12 protein-coding genes are annotated in these 19,144 nt (G+C 40.9%); 2 read left to right on the forward strand and 10 right to left on the reverse strand.

What is annotated here, in order from left to right; genetic code table 11:
- Positions 1-80: 80 nt before the first annotated feature.
- The 8 genes from ACFE93_RS21830 to ACFE93_RS21865 form a co-directional block, all read right to left on the reverse strand.
- Complete coding sequence (locus ACFE93_RS21830) at positions 81-722, reverse strand: O-methyltransferase (RefSeq protein WP_375476148.1); 642 nt, start codon at positions 720-722, stop codon at positions 81-83.
- A gap of 7 nt (positions 723-729) precedes the next feature.
- Positions 730-2,082: a magnesium transporter gene (mgtE, locus tag ACFE93_RS21835; RefSeq protein WP_375476150.1), complete on the reverse strand. Its 1,353-nt coding sequence runs from the start codon at positions 2,080-2,082 to the stop codon at positions 730-732.
- 434 nt (positions 2,083-2,516) lie between these two features.
- On the reverse strand, positions 2,517-3,638 hold the full coding sequence (locus ACFE93_RS21840; protein WP_375476152.1) for a glycosyltransferase: 1,122 nt from the start codon (positions 3,636-3,638) through the stop codon (positions 2,517-2,519).
- Positions 3,639-4,497: 859 nt separating this feature from the next.
- Positions 4,498-8,586: a helicase-related protein gene (locus ACFE93_RS21845; protein WP_375476154.1), complete on the reverse strand. Its 4,089-nt coding sequence runs from the start codon at positions 8,584-8,586 to the stop codon at positions 4,498-4,500.
- Positions 8,574-9,335, reverse strand: coding sequence for a DEAD/DEAH box helicase (locus ACFE93_RS21850; protein ID WP_375476156.1), 762 nt, complete (start codon positions 9,333-9,335; stop codon positions 8,574-8,576). Before ACFE93_RS21850 ends, ACFE93_RS21845 begins: the two co-directional genes overlap by 13 nt.
- Positions 9,328-10,641 (reverse strand): hypothetical protein, encoded by a 1,314-nt coding sequence (locus ACFE93_RS21855; protein ID WP_375476158.1) that lies wholly within the window; start codon positions 10,639-10,641, stop codon positions 9,328-9,330. Before ACFE93_RS21855 ends, ACFE93_RS21850 begins: the two co-directional genes overlap by 8 nt.
- A 26-nt stretch (positions 10,642-10,667) precedes the next feature.
- Complete coding sequence (locus ACFE93_RS21860; RefSeq protein WP_375476160.1) at positions 10,668-11,915, reverse strand: hypothetical protein; 1,248 nt, start codon at positions 11,913-11,915, stop codon at positions 10,668-10,670.
- A 21-nt stretch (positions 11,916-11,936) separates the two neighbouring features.
- The gene (locus ACFE93_RS21865) at positions 11,937-12,353 is read right to left on the reverse strand and encodes a hypothetical protein (protein WP_375476162.1); all 417 of its coding nucleotides are present in this window, start codon (positions 12,351-12,353) and stop codon (positions 11,937-11,939) included.
- 657 nt (positions 12,354-13,010) lie between these two features.
- Between ACFE93_RS21865 and ACFE93_RS21870 the strand changes: the two genes are divergently transcribed.
- Both ACFE93_RS21870 and ACFE93_RS21875 read left to right on the forward strand, forming a co-directional pair.
- Positions 13,011-16,217 (forward strand): glycoside hydrolase family 15 protein, encoded by a 3,207-nt coding sequence (locus tag ACFE93_RS21870; RefSeq protein ID WP_375476164.1) that lies wholly within the window; start codon positions 13,011-13,013, stop codon positions 16,215-16,217.
- 41 nt (positions 16,218-16,258) lie between these two features.
- On the forward strand, positions 16,259-16,636 hold the full coding sequence (locus ACFE93_RS21875; protein WP_375476166.1) for a GxxExxY protein: 378 nt from the start codon (positions 16,259-16,261) through the stop codon (positions 16,634-16,636).
- A 116-nt stretch (positions 16,637-16,752) separates the two neighbouring features.
- Here the strand turns inward: ACFE93_RS21875 and ACFE93_RS21880 are convergent, their stop codons facing one another.
- Both ACFE93_RS21880 and ACFE93_RS21885 read right to left on the reverse strand, forming a co-directional pair.
- The gene (locus tag ACFE93_RS21880) at positions 16,753-17,067 is read right to left on the reverse strand and encodes a YkvA family protein (protein WP_375476168.1); all 315 of its coding nucleotides are present in this window, start codon (positions 17,065-17,067) and stop codon (positions 16,753-16,755) included.
- Between the two features lie 331 nt (positions 17,068-17,398).
- On the reverse strand, positions 17,399-19,117 hold the full coding sequence (locus ACFE93_RS21885) for a protein kinase (RefSeq protein ID WP_375476172.1): 1,719 nt from the start codon (positions 19,115-19,117) through the stop codon (positions 17,399-17,401).
- Between the last annotated feature and the right edge of the window lie 27 nt (positions 19,118-19,144).

A 19,144-nucleotide genomic window follows, 5' to 3' on the forward strand; every position in this document is an offset into this window, starting at 1 on the left:
CAAATTAGCTACTTGTTCTTTCTAGCATCAAGGATTTGTATAGCGGCTTGTCAATTGGACAAGGTATTACAGAAATCACCTTAATTGTTGCCCATCTCCCCCGAAAAAAATCGCTCTCCTGGCAATCCTGCTGCTGTCTGCCCTCTAACTTTCGCTGCAACTACTAACCCTGTAGACCAATTAATTTTTGAAAGCGTCAAATCGCTCCTGCATTCTAAGCTTGAAATGAGCTGGCTAGCTTTTGAAGCCTGATCCTCAGACCAGATGGCTTGAGGCAACATATCATCAATAACGTACAAGCCACCCAACTTAAGCAAATTGAGTGTATCCTCAAGACAGCTATATTTTCCTACCCATGCATCAGCGAATATAAAATCAAACCTTTGAGCAGCTATTTTACCTAAAAAAATCGTCGCGTCCTCTGTATGGAAAACCACTCTCCGATCCTGACCCAAATACTTTCTGGCAACAGCTATCACTTTGTCATCTTGGTCAACTGAGATCAGCTTGGATTCCCGATCCATACCGTTCAAAAGCCAAGCAGCAGACATACCAGTTCCTGTGCCCAGTTCAAGGAACATACCAGCAGGTTTGCTCGCAGCAAGTGTTCTTAGAAAAGAACCTGTCAGCGAGTCTGAAGCCATACGAAAATTTAGGGCTTCAGACTCTGCCTGAATGTGCTTCAAAACGTTAGGATACTTCAGATTTTCTTGGTCTTTCATACGTCCATTAATTTGGTAAATGGAAAACGTTTAAAGCTAAAGAAATTAGGCTGAGGAACGTTAAAAACCCAATTGTATCTAGCATTGTAGTCACTAACGGCCCGCTAACCAAGGCAGGGTCAAGTTTCAAGCGTGTCAAACCCATTGGCAGTAAAGTGCCGAGTGTGACAGCCACAATTGTATTAGTTGCCATTACCATTCCGGCAATTAAAGCCACCCATCGTTCTTGGGGTCGCGCCCAAATTAAGGAAAGCAGTATCATGGTCATGGCTAAAGCTACGGCTGTACCTAAACCAGCTAGAAGTTCCTTGCGAAGAATTTTCAAGGTATCTTTGGGTGTTACCTCTCCCACTCCCAAGCCGCGAATTGTTACTGTTAATGATTGAATACCAACAGTACCACCTGTGTTAGAAAATATCGGCATGATTACTGCTAAAACTGGCACTGCGGCAATTACAGATTGAAATGGCGCGATCGCACTGGCTGCACCAATATATAGTGCCATGATCCCCAACAGCCAAGGTAAGCGGTTGCGGATGGTGAGTAAGGGAGAGGATAAAGCTGCTTCATCACCACTCACACCCGCCAGTTTTTGGATATCTTCTGTAGCTTCCTCTTCCAAAATATCCATGACATCATCAATGGTGACAATACCCACCAATCGGTCTTCCCGATCGACTACGGGGATCGCGATTAAATCGTAACGCTGCATAATTCGCGCCACTTCTTCTTGAGGAGTTTCAGTTCTAACTTTGATGACGCGATCGCTAGAAATATCTTTAATGAAAACATCGGGAAAAGTAAACAGCAATTGACGCAGTGAAACTACTCTCACTAGTGTCCGGTTGTCATCTGTGACGTATGCGTAGTAAATCGACTCTTTGTCTTCGTCCTGACGGCGGATTTTGCTCAAGGCTTCGCCTACAGTCAATCCTTGCCGCAATCGAACATATTCGGTTGTCATTACCCGTCCAGCAGTACCTTCTGGATAGCCGAGAATCGTTGCTGTTGCTTGCCTTTGTTCTGGACTCAGTTCTTGCAATAGCCGTTTGATTACCCCAGCAGGTAGTTCATCAAATAATTCTGCCCGTTCGTCGGGACTCATCTCTTCTACAAGATGCACTACCTGGGCATCATGCAGAGAATTAATTAGTTCTTCCTGTACCTCTGTGGGCAGATATTCAAATACATCAATTGCCTGACCTTTGTTAAGTAAACGGAATGCGATCGCCCGTTGTTGTTCAGGCAATTGTGTAATGTATTCTCCCACATCCACAGGTTGCAAGCGATTTAAATCCCATTTCAGCTGGTTTAAATCGGTAGTATCACTCAACAAATCACGAATATCTTCTGTGAGCATAATATATATCTCCTAAGTCTCCCCCGTGCTGGGAGACTTCCTCGCCACAGCTCAGAGGAGGTTGATACTGCCATCTTGTGGACTATGGTCCATAAAATTTCAACAATTCAATATCGATATCTAGATCAAAGCATTGCTAGTCATCATCCTAACCCGGAATAGCGCTCTCCGGTAGTTACTGAAGATTTTCTCTTATTTTAGTAGCTTTATATACATTTCTTAGCTTGTTATCCTGATTTTTGGGGAATTATTCTGCGATCGTAGTAAGTTTTGCTACTTATATAATCTGTGATAACTGGCGATCGCGAATAAATAACCATACGGATGGCTAAAAAAGGAGAGTCGTCTCAAAACTGGGGATTAGAAAACTTCTGCGTATTAACAAATGCTTGAGGTTCAGTAATCTAAATTGAGATACTCTTACTTGAGTATCGTTAACTGATTACTAAATCATAAATAGCTTCTAGCTTGGCAGTTTGCTTGTGAATATCAAAATTTTCGCCAATAAACTCTCGTCCTCTTTTACCCATACTTTTAGCTAAAGCCCGGTCAGACAAGAGAATATCTAATTTTTCCGCCAGAGATCGATCGTCTTTTTCATCAACTAAAAAGCCAGTTTCTCCATCTAAAACAGCATCCGGGATAGCGCTATGCCAAGTAGAAGCTATTGGTAAACCAGAAGCGGCGGCTTCCAATATTGAAAGCGGTAAACCTTCGCTATCACCGTTCTTTGCTGTTTGACTGGGTAGAGAAAATATTTCTGCATTTTTCATAGTTTTTTGAATTACTTCATAAGGTTTTGCCCCCATAAAATTTACTCTATTACTAATACCAAGCTCATCTGCTAGAGTTTTTAATTTTTCAGTCATTGTGCCATTTCCAATTTGGATAACTGACACATCTGGATGCTTACTGGCAATCTGAGAAAAGGCTTTTAATAGGGTATCAATTCCTTTTTTTTCAGTATGCCTGCCTACACATAAAATATATCTTTCATCTTTTGATTCACTCGCTGGGGCAAACTTTTCTAAATCTATACCACTATTTAATTTAATAATTTTATCTTCCGGATAACCATATTCAATCATCTTTTTATACAAAAAACTAGAAAAAGCAATAAATTTAGATGCTTTTTGTTTTAATTCTGCTTCATGCAAAAGAAATTGATAAAATGCCGGATTACCTGACAGCCACATAGATGAACGTGAAACTGTAATATCAAAACCGTAAAATGTAACGATGAAAGGAATATTTAATTTTTCTGCCAATCGCATTGCGTAAATACCATCTGGGCCAAAATGTCCGTGAATTAATTTTAGATTTTTTAGTTCGGCCTCTTTTCCAAACATATTTGGTGAAGCAGTAATTATATGAAATAATTGTTTAATTTTCCATTGGTCGTTGTTACTAATAGCAATACTGTCAAAAGGAATTTCTTTTAATAGTTTACAAGTAAGAAATAATGGTTTGTATGTTTGTAAATTATGCGCTTGCTCTCCAATAAAGGTTTCTGATACTCTCGGATAAGCTCGACGATACATCCCAACTGTTTTCATTGTGTTACTCCTTTTAAGATTAATGTTTCTCTTTCCCAAAAATGAAAGAGATATTTATTGGGTAAAAATTTTTTAAGTTTATTATACATTTATGCCTTTTGTTCTATCTACTACTATGTTGCATAAAATGGTAATTACCTGATTTATTCATAACAGCAACAATATCAAATTTTAGTTTTATAAAGTCAGTATTATTCTAAATCAGGGCTTCATCAACTATTTATATTAGTAAGTAAAATAATAATTTTTATTGAAACTATTATTTAGAAAACATCTTAGAGTGTCATAAAGCAAACTAGGATATTTATTATGTAAACAAACCAATTATTTTTTTATAACTTACGCATTAACAAAGAAGCCAAAATAGCAACTATGCTTTTCAAGGCTTATAGCTAGATTTTTCCTAGCCTACACAATTAACAAAATATGGTTTGTAAAAGGCTGAACCAAGGTATTTATGTGAATGCACAAAATGATTTATTTGTACAGTGTATAAACCCGATTTTTTATCAAACTTGATTGGGTTGAGGATAGCCTCCCTTTGTTTACTGCAATTATTTGCTGAATGTTTAACACAAATACATCCAATTTTAAAACACATCTACATTAAAATTATATTTATTTAATAAAGATTTTTGTAAAAAATGATTTAGTTTATACCAGCATCAGCATAATCTCGGAGTAGTGATTTAGTTTAGACTAGCATAAGCTCATCCTTCGGAGTTAGGCACTCTTGATTTTTTGACATTATGCCGCCACTGATATTATGTCCGGCTAATTAGTTTTAATTCCCGAATCATTGCTAGCTAACCTGGAGTAGTACTACATCTATACAAATAGTATTGGGTATTAAGCAACTTCATGCGTAGTCACCTGGACGACGGAGAATTAGAAATGGGTTGGCAGGTTTCACTTCATAGTCGCAGTAAGGTGTTTGAGCTTTAGCGATCGCTTCTGATGCAATCCACTCAGGATGATTGTCTTGCCATAGAGGATGGCGTAAAATCAATATTGTCTGACGCTTCTGATTTTGGTGTACGTAACCTGTAAGAGTTCCGAACTGAGTGGGTAAGCCATAACCAAGGCGTTGAAGGGTAGCGGTAATTGGTGCATTCATCCCTTGATATAGTTCACTCCAAGGATTTGGAATACTGCCGTTGGGGGAATTGAGATCAATTGTAGATGAGGCTGATAATACTAATTGCGCCATATCTAAAGCCAGCCGCCAGTCTAATAACCCGTGATAAGCAAGGTTATGGTAATCTCGCAAACATAAGTTGCATGATGTATCACAGGTATTTCCATGTGGCTGATTTATCCACTTGCTGGCAATGCTACTAAGCATATTCGGATTCGCCAAATCCATCAATTTTTTAAATTCTTTTGGCTTTTCCAGAAACCGGCAATATCCTGCCCCATTTTCTAGATGATCGCACAAAAAAGCCTGCCCGATCGCAGTTCCATTTTGCTCTAGCGATCGGAACCCAGCTTGCAACTCCATTGCATCTACATCTAATTGGGTGGCAGCTGCTATCCGCAACCAAAATGCAAAGGAATACCAAGCCGCACGTCCAATAACTGTGGTTGGATCTGCAAAAACACCAGTAGGCCATTCCTCAATATTTACCAACAAAATATCTGTCTTCCGCCGAGATAACAACGCCACCCGATAGGCAGTACCAGATGTAGTTACTGAGCTATTCTTATCCAAAGAAACGGCATAAGCTCCGGGTTTGGGCTTACCATAAATTAAGGCATTTTGAAAGTCAAATCCGCCATTGCCGCCGTTGTCATTCACAGAAATGATGTGGTCATTGAATGCAGACACAGAAGCGTTAAGGGTATGCTGGATATTGCCTACCTCAGCATTCACACTTAAAGATGGTCTGGTTGCGTTTGGTTGCCACTCAAATTGTCCATCAAAGTCTTCTGGTTGTAAGTTGGTAAAAAATCCCTTGGGTTCTCTAGCATCTAGACAACGCAAAGCATCTACCCCGCAGACTGGACAGGTATCTTTTGGCGGTTCCTGACCTCCTGGATGTGGTTTTTTTAACAATTTGTATGGGTAGATAACCGCTTGACAGTTACCACAAAGTCCTAAAGATTTATTCTCTTGGGTGAGGGCTGGTACAAGTCCTGGTTTAGATTCTATATTCTTACCTTGGGGATATAACTCGACTACACCACAGGCTGTATGCACAGCTTTATCTTTCACCGTTTGGGAACGAGGGGCAAATTGGCTCAGGGCAATATCTAGATTCCGATCAACTACTCCCTCTGTTGGCGGCCATTGGTTGGCGCGTGCTGGAAAACGGGTATAAAGCGATCGCACCCGCGTCGGAAAGCCAAACATCGGCAATAACCCAGCATTTGCCAGACGTTCACTCAATTTATCTTGGGTGTAAGTATCATCTTCCACAACTGTTTGAATCTCTGGGATTAAATCATCACGCAGAAAATTCAACATCTGGGCATTGCTGGCGTTGGGTAAAGCTGTCTGCACTCGCAAGCTATCTAATATAGTGATTATGGCTGGCTCATTCTTGGGGTCGTGTAACCAATCTTGGATATCTGGTTTGTAATTATTCCAATCAATTACATTACCAAATTCACCGTGTACATTGTCACCTCCATTAACAGCAGTAATATTTAAATTGCTAAAGGCTTGGCGTAAAACTTCTTTGATCAGAACCCGTTCAAAAATGGGAACGCTTGTCATATCAACATAGGGCGGCGGTGGCGGATCGCCTGTGATACTTTCCGGGCGTTGGAAGTAAAAATCATCGTGGCTTCTACCGCGACAGAAGGTAACAGCTAAGGCAACTCCAGCAGAACGTCTACCGGCGCGACCAACTCGCTGTTGATAGTTGAAGCGACGGGGTGGCATATTTGCCATCATCACTGCCAACAGCGCACCGATATCAACCCCCGCCTCCATTGTAGTTGTGACGCTTAAAAGGTCGATGCCTTGGACGCGGGCAATTTCATCATTGATAAAAATGTCTTGAAACCAGCGTTGGCGCTTAGTCCGTTGATCTCGGTCGGTTTGTCCGGTTAACTCGGCGGCGTTCATGCGGAAGGGCTGACCTGATTTTTCTGAAGAGAGATAAGTATAATAATCGAAGTCTCCCGTGGGTGTTCCGGCGCTGAGTTGTTGAGGATTTTTGTTGGTATGATTACGGCTATTACATTCAGGACATAAGCCAGCAGCAAGATGGAGATAGAATGCATTGCAGCGATCGCATCGATATCCATGATTTTTATCCGACGGTAGCATTAAATAAAGTTTATTTGGATCTAGTGACAAACTCCCACTAGCAGCAATTCCAGCTTGTGACTGGAGTAATTGCTGTTGGATATCTTGAGGTTTTAAACCTGTAGACTCAATATACTTTTGGGCAAAGCCAGGTAAGTTGCTATCTGTTCCAGGGTAAAAAAACTTAGAATACTGGTGTCGGCGACGGATGCCTAATTGTCTGATAACTGCATCAGTTGCTTGAATTATTTTAGATGATGTATTTTGTAGCGGTTGATAGCTGACCCACCCTTGCCCGAAACCCTCCATTGTGCGTACCATGTGATCGAACAATGGATTCATCAGTTCATCAGTAAGCATATCTTCCAGTCGAGTGGCATGGTCAGCCTGAGTTTGTGTAGCTGGAAAAATTCTCGTCACCGAATTATCAGACCAGTTGTAGCATTCAAACCAAGAATACCGTTGCTGACCTTGATTTTGTCCAACCCAGTAATTCAAGGCGCGGAAACTCGAACCGCCAGGACAAATACCACACTCTAATAAAGCATCTCTAACTTTTTGCCGTAATTCTAATAATGGAATGCGTTCAGGGTAGCGTTCGAGTAAACCAAGCCACGCACTACTCGCCTGTTGATTATTGGCGGGTAAACCTATCACCCAGAAAAGCGCCTCTGTAGCTAAGGTAGGATTAGCATTAGCAAAGCGATCGCGCCGAGTCATATCATCTGCTGCTTGGGCAACAGCATTATAAAGATTAGCGTTTAAAGTCTGCAATTTTACTAGACTGGCTGGGTTATTAGCACCAGTAATCCGCAAAAAGGCGATCAGGTCATCCCAATATTGATAAAAAGACTGGATCAGTAATAGGCGCACCATATCGCGGTAATGGTCAAGTTCCATTCCCGCAGCCAGTTTAGCTGCATCTTGGCGACTATCAGAAAATATTACTAACTTGCGAGAACTACCCAACCCCTTTTGAGACGGTGCTGGCATTTCTCGTAACAGTCCACTAGCAATAACTTGACAAGCCTTTTGAAAGCCAGTGCGGTGGATACGTAAAGGAGTCGGGAATTTGTCTCGTCTACCGTAGTCAGCATCACATCGGGGACACTTTGTTGGTAGTGCTGGTTGATCTAAATCATCTCCCTTTATCTGATACAGCCACCCTGGAATCTCATCAGTTTTCGGCGATGTGGCATTCTGGATAAGTACGCCTGTTTGTTTGTCTAACTTTGCTTTCACCCACTGGCGGTTTATCCGATCAACAGTCCATTCTAAAACTTGAGGTTGTGTAGTCCAGGCTGGTGTTTCTCCCGGTAAAGGCCAAAATACCCGATAGTTGCCGTAACGTTGATTCATGACGACCAAATCGGGTATACCTTCTAAGTTCGGCTGATCTGGCGTCAGGATATCTACTGTCTGGTTAATTAGCTTGCGAGTACTTTTGTATCCTCCCAAAAAGACATCGCCACAGACTTCGCAGACAATTAAATCGAGAACGCGGGAACCACAACCGCAGCTGAGGCGATGGTTAGCATGGATAGCACCAGTGGTTGGTTGATCGCTTTGTCGCTGAACTCGATCGACTTGGGTGCAACTAGGATTACAGCAAGCCCATAGGCTTTGCAAATTGTGGAAAAATAAATGTCCGCGTACAGGTTGGGGCGATCGCCCATTACTCAATTTGGACACTGAAGTAAATTTTGTTGCTGCTTGGCACACTCATCTAATTCGTTTCGCAGTCGTTTGATTTTATCAGTTGTTGGTTCACCCGGAATCGGGGTTTGTCCAGTGTAACGCCCAAAGGTGATCCGGTTTGTGCCGCGTTCTTTATCCAGCCAATCGTGGATTTCTGGCGCTTCCAAGGTTTTTCTAAGTCGTCGCAATTGGTCTTCTACCAAGGCGTTGAGGGGATAGAGTATCAAACCTCGCATAGCTTTAGGGCGAGTAACATGTTTACACTGAGAAACGCGATTGCCCTGAACATCCCACCAGCAATGATTACTAGGTGGAGGCGGACTTGCCTCCCAAGTGCTAGATTCCCATGCTAAATGGGCGAGTAGTGGCAATAAAAAGCACTCAGTTTTCCCGGAACCTGTACCAGTGGTAACAACTAAATCTTTTTGGTTGATTAAAACTTCTTTTAAACTTTCCCATTGGTGTTGATAAAGTTCGATTCCCTCTTCAAACAGCATTTTTCCCAGTTGTGCCAAATCATGGTATTTTTCAGGCAGTTGTTTGGCAGCAGTTTGTAAGTCTCTCCCAGATGAGGGATAAATGGGAACTGGTTCTATTAAAGGCGGTTGGCTTAAAATACCTGGTTGTTGTAAAAGGCGATCGCGTTCGGCGGCTAAAGAACGATAACGTAGTGGAAAGGCACTTTTAATATACAGCTGATAGATATGATTAAGTCGTTGATACGCTCCAACTACGTCATGCACAGATTAAAGCCTCTTCATATTTAACATTTAGCTTTTGACTCAATTGATCGGCAACTTCCCCACTCACGTTTTGATACAGTAGCCAGTTGCCCTGATATGTTGGTAGTTGTCCAGATGACAACACCAAAGCACGTTCATATAGTTCCGGCCAGCGTTGCTTTACTGGTATTGCCAAACACTTTGTAGCAAAATTGTAATGAGCTTGGCAAGATGCACCATGATGATACAAAGCTAAAAAGCGCAAACCATACCAATCACCTTGATGCCAAGTGTTAGTATTTTGGTTGTAGAAAAGGGTGTAGCGAAGGTTTCGGTTTTCATCACACATCTGATACATCCCTGTTTCGTGAGGAATACCGCAGATTTCAAAATCATCACCATCAAAGTGCTTCCATTCCCACCGACTCGGCACAATTGACGGCATATTCCTCAGACTTTGCTGCCAAGTGGAGATATCAGGTAGAATCTGAGCAAGTCGTGTGGATGCTTCACCCGCATTGATGATGGGAAAATTATTTGCGATCGCATCAGGGTTATTCACCGCCAATTGAATGCAAGGTGGTGCTTCCCCTCTCGGCTGGTGAGTAATAGATGCTACAATACCATACTCTTCTAATTGTTTGAGTAAGCTGATACTGCGTTGACCACACAGTATAAAATCGGAAGTGTGCGAGTTAATTTTAACAATGCTTGAAGGAGCCGCCGACCATTTGGAACCGTCTAGTGAAGATTCAAGATGTCCTAGTAAGCGTAACCGTCGTAAGATGCGTTTAGGTTCCTGAAGTTGGAGTGCATTGCAGCTTTTTTGAAAGGATTCCCAGCTACCATTGCCGAGAGTTGATAACCAGTATAGTAAGCGATCGCTATTTTGGGAAGGTTTCACCCAATCAGCATCAGAATGATTAATAGAGTGTAATTGTGTCAGTTCTAACGGGTTATCAGCACTAATATTTTCTCTCAGAGGGTAAGGAATAGAGTTGGTATATTCAAAAACATCATGAGCTACACCAACCATAGGTTTTATCTCTTCATAAGTGAAGCCACGATTCCCTGTGATTGGACGCTGAAAAAACGATAACTTCAGCAGACTTGCTTGTAATTCTGTAGGTAATTCACCTATTTGGCAACTTTCAATAGCGAGAAAGAAACAAAACTCTTTCCGAGGTTTAGCTCCCTTTTCTACTCGCAAAAGCGGTATGATTTTACTAAGATTTTGACGTTGTACTTGTTCTGAAATTTGCTTGATGAGGTCTTGTGGATTTCCACGATAAGAAAATCCTGTATACCATCTTTGAACTTGTGGCATGATACACCCTGATGACTCTAAATAATTTAACAACTTTGCTGAATTACACTGCCAAAAATATGATATACAGAATTAATTGGCATCACTTCTCGATGCACACATTTTTCTATGTCTAGATAATTCCAATCTACAATCTTGACTAAACGTTGACTCGATTCACCTGCAAAAGTCGCTTCAATTAGATAATCCCCAGGATGAGCAAAATCAAGCGTTATAGAAGTATTTGTACTTTGTGATCTCTCCAGAATTGTCTGATTATCTGATAATCGAGTTACTTTTAATTCTGCGGTTGAATAGAAGCCAAAAATAGTAATTTTTGGCCCATGATTTACAAGCCAAGCGCCAATTTTGGGTACGCGCAAGCCGCCAGACAAACTAATTGATAATTTGACACTTGGTTGCAAAGCATACTTAAGAGTTTGATTTTTGATGAAGACTCCATCCCAAGCTTGAGAAACAACCATGCACTCCTGAAGTTCTACCCATCCAGAATTATTAAATATCGGCTGAGGTGTACAACTCCACTCTAGTAAATGCTCATCTTGCAAGCGTTGAATATCACTGAGTAATTCTTGTTTGCACAGGAGAATAAACTGAGTACCTAATGATGGGGCTTCCCAAGATGCATAAGCTCCAGAATCAGGATTTTCCGGATCGGGAATTAGTATCCAAAAGTCACGAGCAGGTAAAATTAGGTAATCTAGATCATCTGGTGAAATAATTTGGTATTTAGCACCGTTATCTAAGTCCTTCTGACTGACTAAACACTTTAAAGGAAAATACCATCCAGGGCGTTCTTCTCTTAATGAGTGAGTATTATCTACCTGTTTAACTTCTACTGATTCTAGCCTGCGTCCTCGCTGCTGCTTGGGGTAAAGAGAATAATCCAGCTGTCCTAAAAATGGATCTTCAACGCGATATAAACCACAGAAAAGATGACGACTCCAAGAGCAATAATTATTCTTGTCTGCCGTAGGACATCCTTGAGCTTTCCACTGTTCATAAACTTGATGCAACGCTTCTACAATTGCCTCATGGCGTTGCTTATTTTCCCTCAGTAATTCTTTTAAATGGATGTTAAATCCCCCTGCTTCTCGTCGAACATGAGCAAACAAAGTTTGGGCATCCCATTCCGCTTGCCATTGCTTCTCTTGGAATAGTTTTCGCAATTTATCTTTATCAGTACGACGCAGTAAGGATTGAGAAATCGGATAATTAATATAGGTAGCTGAACCACCACCTCGTTGTGCTGAAGGTAAAAATCTATCTTCCATTAGCCAACGATTCCACTCGCGTCAAAGGGGTTCTTCAGCTTCATTACCAAATTTCATCCCCAATGGACGAGCAAAACCAGGCAAGGCTAAAATCTCTCGTAAGCGTTTAAAATAATTAGTTTCTGATGTATTTTCTTCTTGAGCCATTTGGGAAGCGGCTAAAATTGTGGCGCATAAAAAAGCAACTCCTTTGGGTAATCCTTGCGAATCACGCCCTTTTAAATGCTGCAAATTAACCTGTCCCTCAAAGATGACTTTTCTTTTCACTGCTGTGCAGAAGTCATCAACCCAAGTACCACTTGTAGATGATTGCCCAAAATGATAGCCAATACGTTCTATTACATCTTCATCAACGCTCAAATAAATTTTTGTACCGTGTGGTGTACCGTTGATAAAATAATCAATTAAAGCCTGATTCCAATCTATATAATTCGCCATTATAGTTTAGTGCGTAGGCGTAGCCCGTCGTAGACATCGCTTGTTAAATCACCGCGATTAGTGATAATTTTTAGAATATAAATAGGCAGTTAAAAATTTGGCGTTGCTGATTTCATGTATGAAAACGACTGTGCATGATATCAAAATCATTGTAAAAACGTTGTAATGCAATGTCTCTACATCTGGATTCATACCGCAATTCAGCAACGCCAAAAATTTAATTGGAAATGATGTTTTATAACACAGGCAATCATTGATGAGGGCTTGCTATTTGGTTCGCCACTCAATCAAATATTTTATTTCCAACTTGAAACCTATCATAAAACAATAATAGTTACAAACGCATACGTAATTTAACTGAAACTACTACTCGTTTATCTAAGTTGAATTATCAACAAAAAGAATTGATTATGCCTTAAAAAGCCGGAGATTCAGAGTATAAAATGCTACTTCAAATTCTAAAAATTTGAACAAATACCGTATTTTCGTTTGCGATCGCTAAAATTCAGTACCCAGAAGCGTATTAACAGGAGATAATAATAAACTCACACACCCTTAGCTGTTGTCCCATCAACCATTACAGAACTTATTCTGGCTTGGTTTAGATAATTCACCTCGCAGCCAGAGGGTCATTTGCAAGTTGTTCTGAACCAAACTATGAAAACATCTACCAAATTGCTATCTCGCCTGGACTATTACTACCAGCAAATTAAAACGATTGTACTGACTCGCCAAAATCCAATTACTGGTTTGTTACCTGCGAGTACAGCGATTACAGCCCACGGCGATTATACAGATGCTTGGGTGCGAGACAATGTTTACAGCATTTTGGCAGTTTGGGGTTTAGGACTTGCATACCGCAAGATTGACGACGACAAAGGACGCACCTATGAACTAGAACACAGTGTCATCAAACTTATGCGCGGGTTGCTCTTTGCAATGATGCGACAGGCTCATAAAGTAGAGACATTTAAACATACTCAGTCGCTACTAGATGGACTGCACGCCAAATATAATACCGCGACTGGTGACATTGTTGTTGGTGATAATGAATGGGGACATTTGCAACTTGATGCCACATCTATATTTTTGCTGATATTGGCGCAAATGACGGCAGCAGGATTGCAAATAATTTATACGATTGATGAAGTGAATTTCGTCCAAAATTTAGTTTACTACATTGGACGAGCTTACCGCACACCAGATTACGGCATTTGGGAACGTGGGAATAAAATTAATCGTGGTAGTACTGAGTTAAATGCTAGTTCTGTAGGCATGGCAAAAGCTGCTTTAGAAGCTATCAATGGACTGGATTTGTTTGGTGTGCGTGGTAGTCAAGCATCGGTAATTCATGTGTTACCAGATGAAATCGCCCGCGCCCGGATTACCTTAGAATCCTTATTACCGAGAGAATCTGGTTCTAAAGAAATTGATGCGGCGCTGTTAAGTATTATTAGTTATCCTGCCTTTGCAGTAGAAGATTTAGAGTTACGCGATCGCACCTTAAACGATATTATCAATAAACTCGCTGGTAAATACGGCTGCAAACGCTTTCTGCGTGACGGACACCAAACCGTTTTAGAAGATCATCATCGCTTGCACTACGAACCGTGGGAACTCAAGCAATTTGAGCATATTGAATGCGAATGGCCGTTATTTTTCACTTATTTAGTTCTAGATGGATTATTTCGTGGCGAACAAGAACAAGTTAAAAAATACCAAGAGCTTTTAGAATTATTACTCATAGAACAAGATGGTTTGCGTTTATTGCCAGAACTTTATTATGTTCCCGCAGAAAACATTGAGGCAGAAAAGTTATCACCCCAAACGCAACCACGTTTGCCTAATGAAAATATTCCTTTGGTATGGGCGCAGAGTTTATATCTTCTCAGTCAAATGTTGAGTGAAGGTTTAATAGCAGTTGGTGATATTGACCCTTTGGGAAGACATTTATGTGTGGGTAAACAGCGCGAAGCCTTGGTACAAATTGCCTTGTTAGCAGAAGATGAAGATTTACAAATGAAACTAGAAGTTCACGGAATTGAAGCGCAAACACCCGCCCAAGTAGAACCGATTCAAGTGAGGAAAGCTGGAGAATTTTCTGCTATTTATACCCAAATCGGACGTAACAATAAACTCGGTTTAACTGGGCGACCAGTGCGGCGGCTGCGGAGTTTGACAACATCAAGAATCTTTCGGATTAGCGGTGAAACAATTGTATTTTTGCCTTCATTTTCAGACTCTCAACAGTTTTACTTAACCCTTGATTACCATTTTTTGCTGGATCAAATTAGAGGCGAACTAGCTTACATTCAAAAATATTGGAGCGATTTAGGTCGTCCTACTCTGACTTTAATGTTAACGCACACCATGTTAGAAGCAGGTTCGGAAGCATTACTAGAACTAATGCAAGAACTCAAAGATGGTATTTGTAACGGTGTGCGGGTGAAATTAGGGCGGCTAAATCAGCTAATGCTAACAGCAGGAATCCAAAGAATTGATTTTCTGCCAAATGCAGACTTATCGCGATCGCCTGTGAAAAATGCTAGTCCACGTTGCTATTATCTAGCTTATCATCCTGATAAAAACTGGCGCTTAGGACATACCCAAGAATTTCAAATGGAGTATGAAACTAACTTGGGATTATTACTTTCTTATTTGCGCTCATCAGAGAATATCTACGAACAAATTGAGTTATTGCAAACTTTAACTCGCTTGCAAGGAATGAAATTTGATACTGGGTATGGCGGCCCAGGATATCCTGTCACCGTAGCCGATTTATTAGATGAAGTTTACACCAAAGCCGGAGATTTAGGCATTTGGACAGTAGTGCGTCGAGCTGCGGGGTTACGGCAAATGGTTGATATCAGCCTATCAGATGCAGTCACGAGTATTTTGGTGCGAGGTAAGCAAATTGCTGTGGGTAAAGCTTACAGTGAAGCGTCCTTGATTAGCGTACCCATGTCTCACGATGAAATTGCCGATAAAATTAATCATTTTTGTCGTGAGGATATACGCGATCGCGTCCTCACTCAAGAGATTTTAATCTATGTTGGTATCTTAATTCGCTCAGAACCTGAACTATTCAAGGGATTACTAACCTTGAGAGTCGGCTATCTCATCCTGTTGATAACCAGCGAACTAGCGCGGGAATTACACGTCACTCAAGATGAAGCTTACGATCGCTTAATGCAACTTTCACCCTTTGAAGTGAAAATGCGCTTGCGTCAGGTATTAACTGGATATAGTGGCATGAGTAACCTGTTGCGCCAGCAAGAATCACTGCACGTCAAACAAAAAGAAAGTGATATTGCTTGGGTGGTGTTACCAGGAATCGCCGAAGGGATAGAAGTTCCGTCGGGTGGTTGGCGGCGGTTTCGCCAAGCCGAGGGTGCGACGGGGCGCGTACCAAAAGAATTTTTTAAGCAAGTTTGGCTGTTAATGCAACATTGCAAAGGTCTAGTGATTGGCGATAAATTAGAGCGCCGCAATCGTTTAGATAGTGAGATAATGCTGTCGGAAATGACAGCAGGGGAAAGAAATTTTGCTCTGTTAGTTGAGCATTTGCTGAATAAAATCGAAGCTCCAGAATATCGCCAAGTTAATATTGAAGCATTAATCGAATTAGGAGCGATCGCTGCCAATAATCCGAAGCTGCAAATTGAAGGATATATTGTGTTCGATGTGTTAATCGGTCATGCAGTGCGATTGGCGTGGTTAGAGAATCATAGTCAACGTAGCGATCGGTATGATGAGGATAAAGCGAGTGCGTGGCGATCGTTTTATAATACTTCTCCTAGAGATTGCGCTAGTTATATTTTGAAGGCTTTCCGTTTCTTAACAGAGTTTGTGAAAGATTTTTAAACGCAAAGGGGCGCAGAGGGAAACGCAGAGGAGCGCAGAGGATGAGAGAGAATGAGTTGAGTGGGGTGATTATTGGTTGTGCGATGAGGGTGCATACTGCTTTGGGGTTTGGTTTGTTGGAATCGGCTTATGAGGAGTGCTTGGATTATGAGTTGAAGAAAGCTGGATTGAATGTTGGTAAGCAAATCCCATTGCCCTTAGTTTATCAAGATGTGCAATTGGAATGTGTTTATCGATTAGATTTGATTGTCGAAAACCAAGTAATTGTAGAGATTAAATCTGTAGAATCCTTCCACCCAATTCACTCCGTTCAACTCCTAACCTACCTCAAACTCGCAAACTGCAAACTAGGTCTTCTCCTCAACTTTAACGTCCTCCATCTCAAAGAAGGTATTAAACGGGTAGCCAACAACCTCTAACTCCTCCTCTCACTCTCTATCATCCTCTGCGAACCTCTGCGCTTCCCTTTGCGCCCCTTTGCGTTGAAAAAAAATATCCCCCACCTTAGACTTCAAAAGCAGGGGTTTTATTAAAACTACTTAACAGAAACAGCATCAACATCAATAGTGCTTGCAGTAGAAGTAGAACCCTCTGGAGTATTAGGTACTTCAGTACCCACCTCACCCTTACGAGTTTTCCAGCCTTCAATCACTAGCCCAGACACCTCACTAACTAGCAAAGTCAAGAGGAAAACATCATCAATCTGTCCCACAACGGGTATAAAATCTGGGAGAACATCAAATGGGCTGACCAAATACACCAACGTTCCTAAAATTACCCACCAACGGTATTTGGGGTTACGAAGTACACTGCGATACCAGGTGTAAAGTGATTGGATTGAAAATTTCATATTTTGAACCTCCAGTTATCTCTTATTTTGACAAACTATTCTAAAAACTCACGGTGCGAATAACCGTCCTAGTTAGTCTGGAAGACGCTACTAGTAATTTGTCAACAAAGATAAATAAGTAGGTAGCGGGTTCATCCTAAACAGACATGAGTCCAATATAGACCGAATAAGAACAACCCCTTTCCTACTAGCGTTGGCAAGTAAGATTCAAAGCCTTTCTGCTATTTTACCCAATTTTCGGGTGCAAGGCTGATTAATCGCTTGGTGCTGATATCTGCTGCTCTAGCCATAAGAGATATGCCTATATACTGATTTTACTTTGCTAGAGATTTTATAAATTGCTCGGTATAGTCTTGAACTGCTGTGCAGCTCCCAAAGAATAATCTTCTAATTTAAAATCAGCAAAAGGCTTTTTTTCTAATCTATTCCGTAGCGCCTCGTCAATAATGACACCTGATGATTCTCTTTTAACACCAATAATTATTACACTTGTCTGATATGTCGTTAAATCCTTCGCCTGACAATCACTCCGTTGAAATTGACCCAAATTCAATAAGCGATAACTTTTGACACTTGGTGTATTAATAAATAAATTTTTAACCAAAAGTTGTATTTGTTTAGAACGTTCTAAAGCCAGACGTTCTTGAACTAATTTATCACTTTTACAAGAAGCTGTGCCGACAGAGATAATCTCATTGGGAGCTTCCATTATCTTCTCTATACCTTCTTGTTCTAAGTTCAACTTCAAAAGGTCAATACTAATAATTTCATCATTGTATTTAATTTGAAAGTTACTATCTAAAAGCCATTTATATTTTAGTGATAAAACCGCTATATTAAACTCAGCTATCCTTCCCTGACTATCCCTACCTTCTTGATAAGAAAAATAAGCGATATTACCTTTTTTTTCGGGATACTGTCTGTAATAAGATGTTTCAGAAACATCTGATTTTCGCGTGGCTAAAGCCACTATACTAAGTAATCCTAATGCTACTAATAGAACTGCAAAAAATGCTAATATCGGCACTTTTTCCGGCTGTTTATTTGGAGATAATGAGTTGTTATTAATATCTACAGGTGAATGTTCAAGGCTAGAAGATTCTAGGATATTACTATTTGTAGGAGTCGTGTCTGTTAATTGAGTTTCGATTTCTTTTAGGGAATGCAAAATTTCTTGAGTACTGGCAGGACGTTTTTCTATTTCTGATGCTGTTAGCCAATCAATTAAATTCAATAGCAAGGGTGAAATATGGGTAGCATGATTTTGCCAATGCAACAAATTTTGCTGGAGATCATACATATCCAAAGGATGATATCCTGTCAGCAAAAATACAAAAGTGCGTCCCAAAGCAAAGAAATCTGACTGCGGTAGTGCTTGACCATTCATTTGTTCTGGGGCGCTGTAGCCAGATGACATAAGTGCTGTCATCTTGTCGCCGTTGCTTAGTTGGTCTTGGTAGGTTTTATTAATTTCATTGGCGGTGCCAAAATCAATCAGTACTAAATTCCCCCAACCCTGCTCAAGGGGGGATCTAATCATAATGTTAGATGGCTTAATATCTCGATGTAGGTACTGTTTGCTATGAACTACATCCAAAATTTCTGTCAACTGTCTTAACCAGTCTATGGCTTGTTCTTGGGATATGGGGCTATTTTGCTGCTGTAGCCATTGTTCTAAATTGTAGCCATCGATTTTTTCCATTGCAATGCAATGTAGCACTAAACCATTTCGGGTTTGATACTGGAAGTAACTATCTTCTTTGGGAATTCCAGGATGCTTGAGTTGTCCCAACACCGTTACTTCTTGCTGAAATAGTTCTACTGCTTTGGCGTCGCCTGATAAATCCTCTTTGAGTATTTTGAGAATTTTGGGGGTATCTTGCTCGTATGCCTCATAAACTTTACTAAAACCTGTTTTGTCACTCAACAGGCACGTCACCCGATAACGCCCTAGCAATTCTAGATGGGAACCACAACTTTGACAAAAGCGGTTTTGATGATTATTTGGGTGATTTGGTTTAGGGCAAACAGGGTTGATACAAAGGCTCATGACAGGGGAGTGGGGAGTGGGGGAGCA

It is taken from the genome of uncultured Nostoc sp. (assembly GCF_964247315.1).
Taxonomy (GTDB): Bacteria; Cyanobacteriota; Cyanobacteriia; order Cyanobacteriales; family Nostocaceae; genus Nostoc.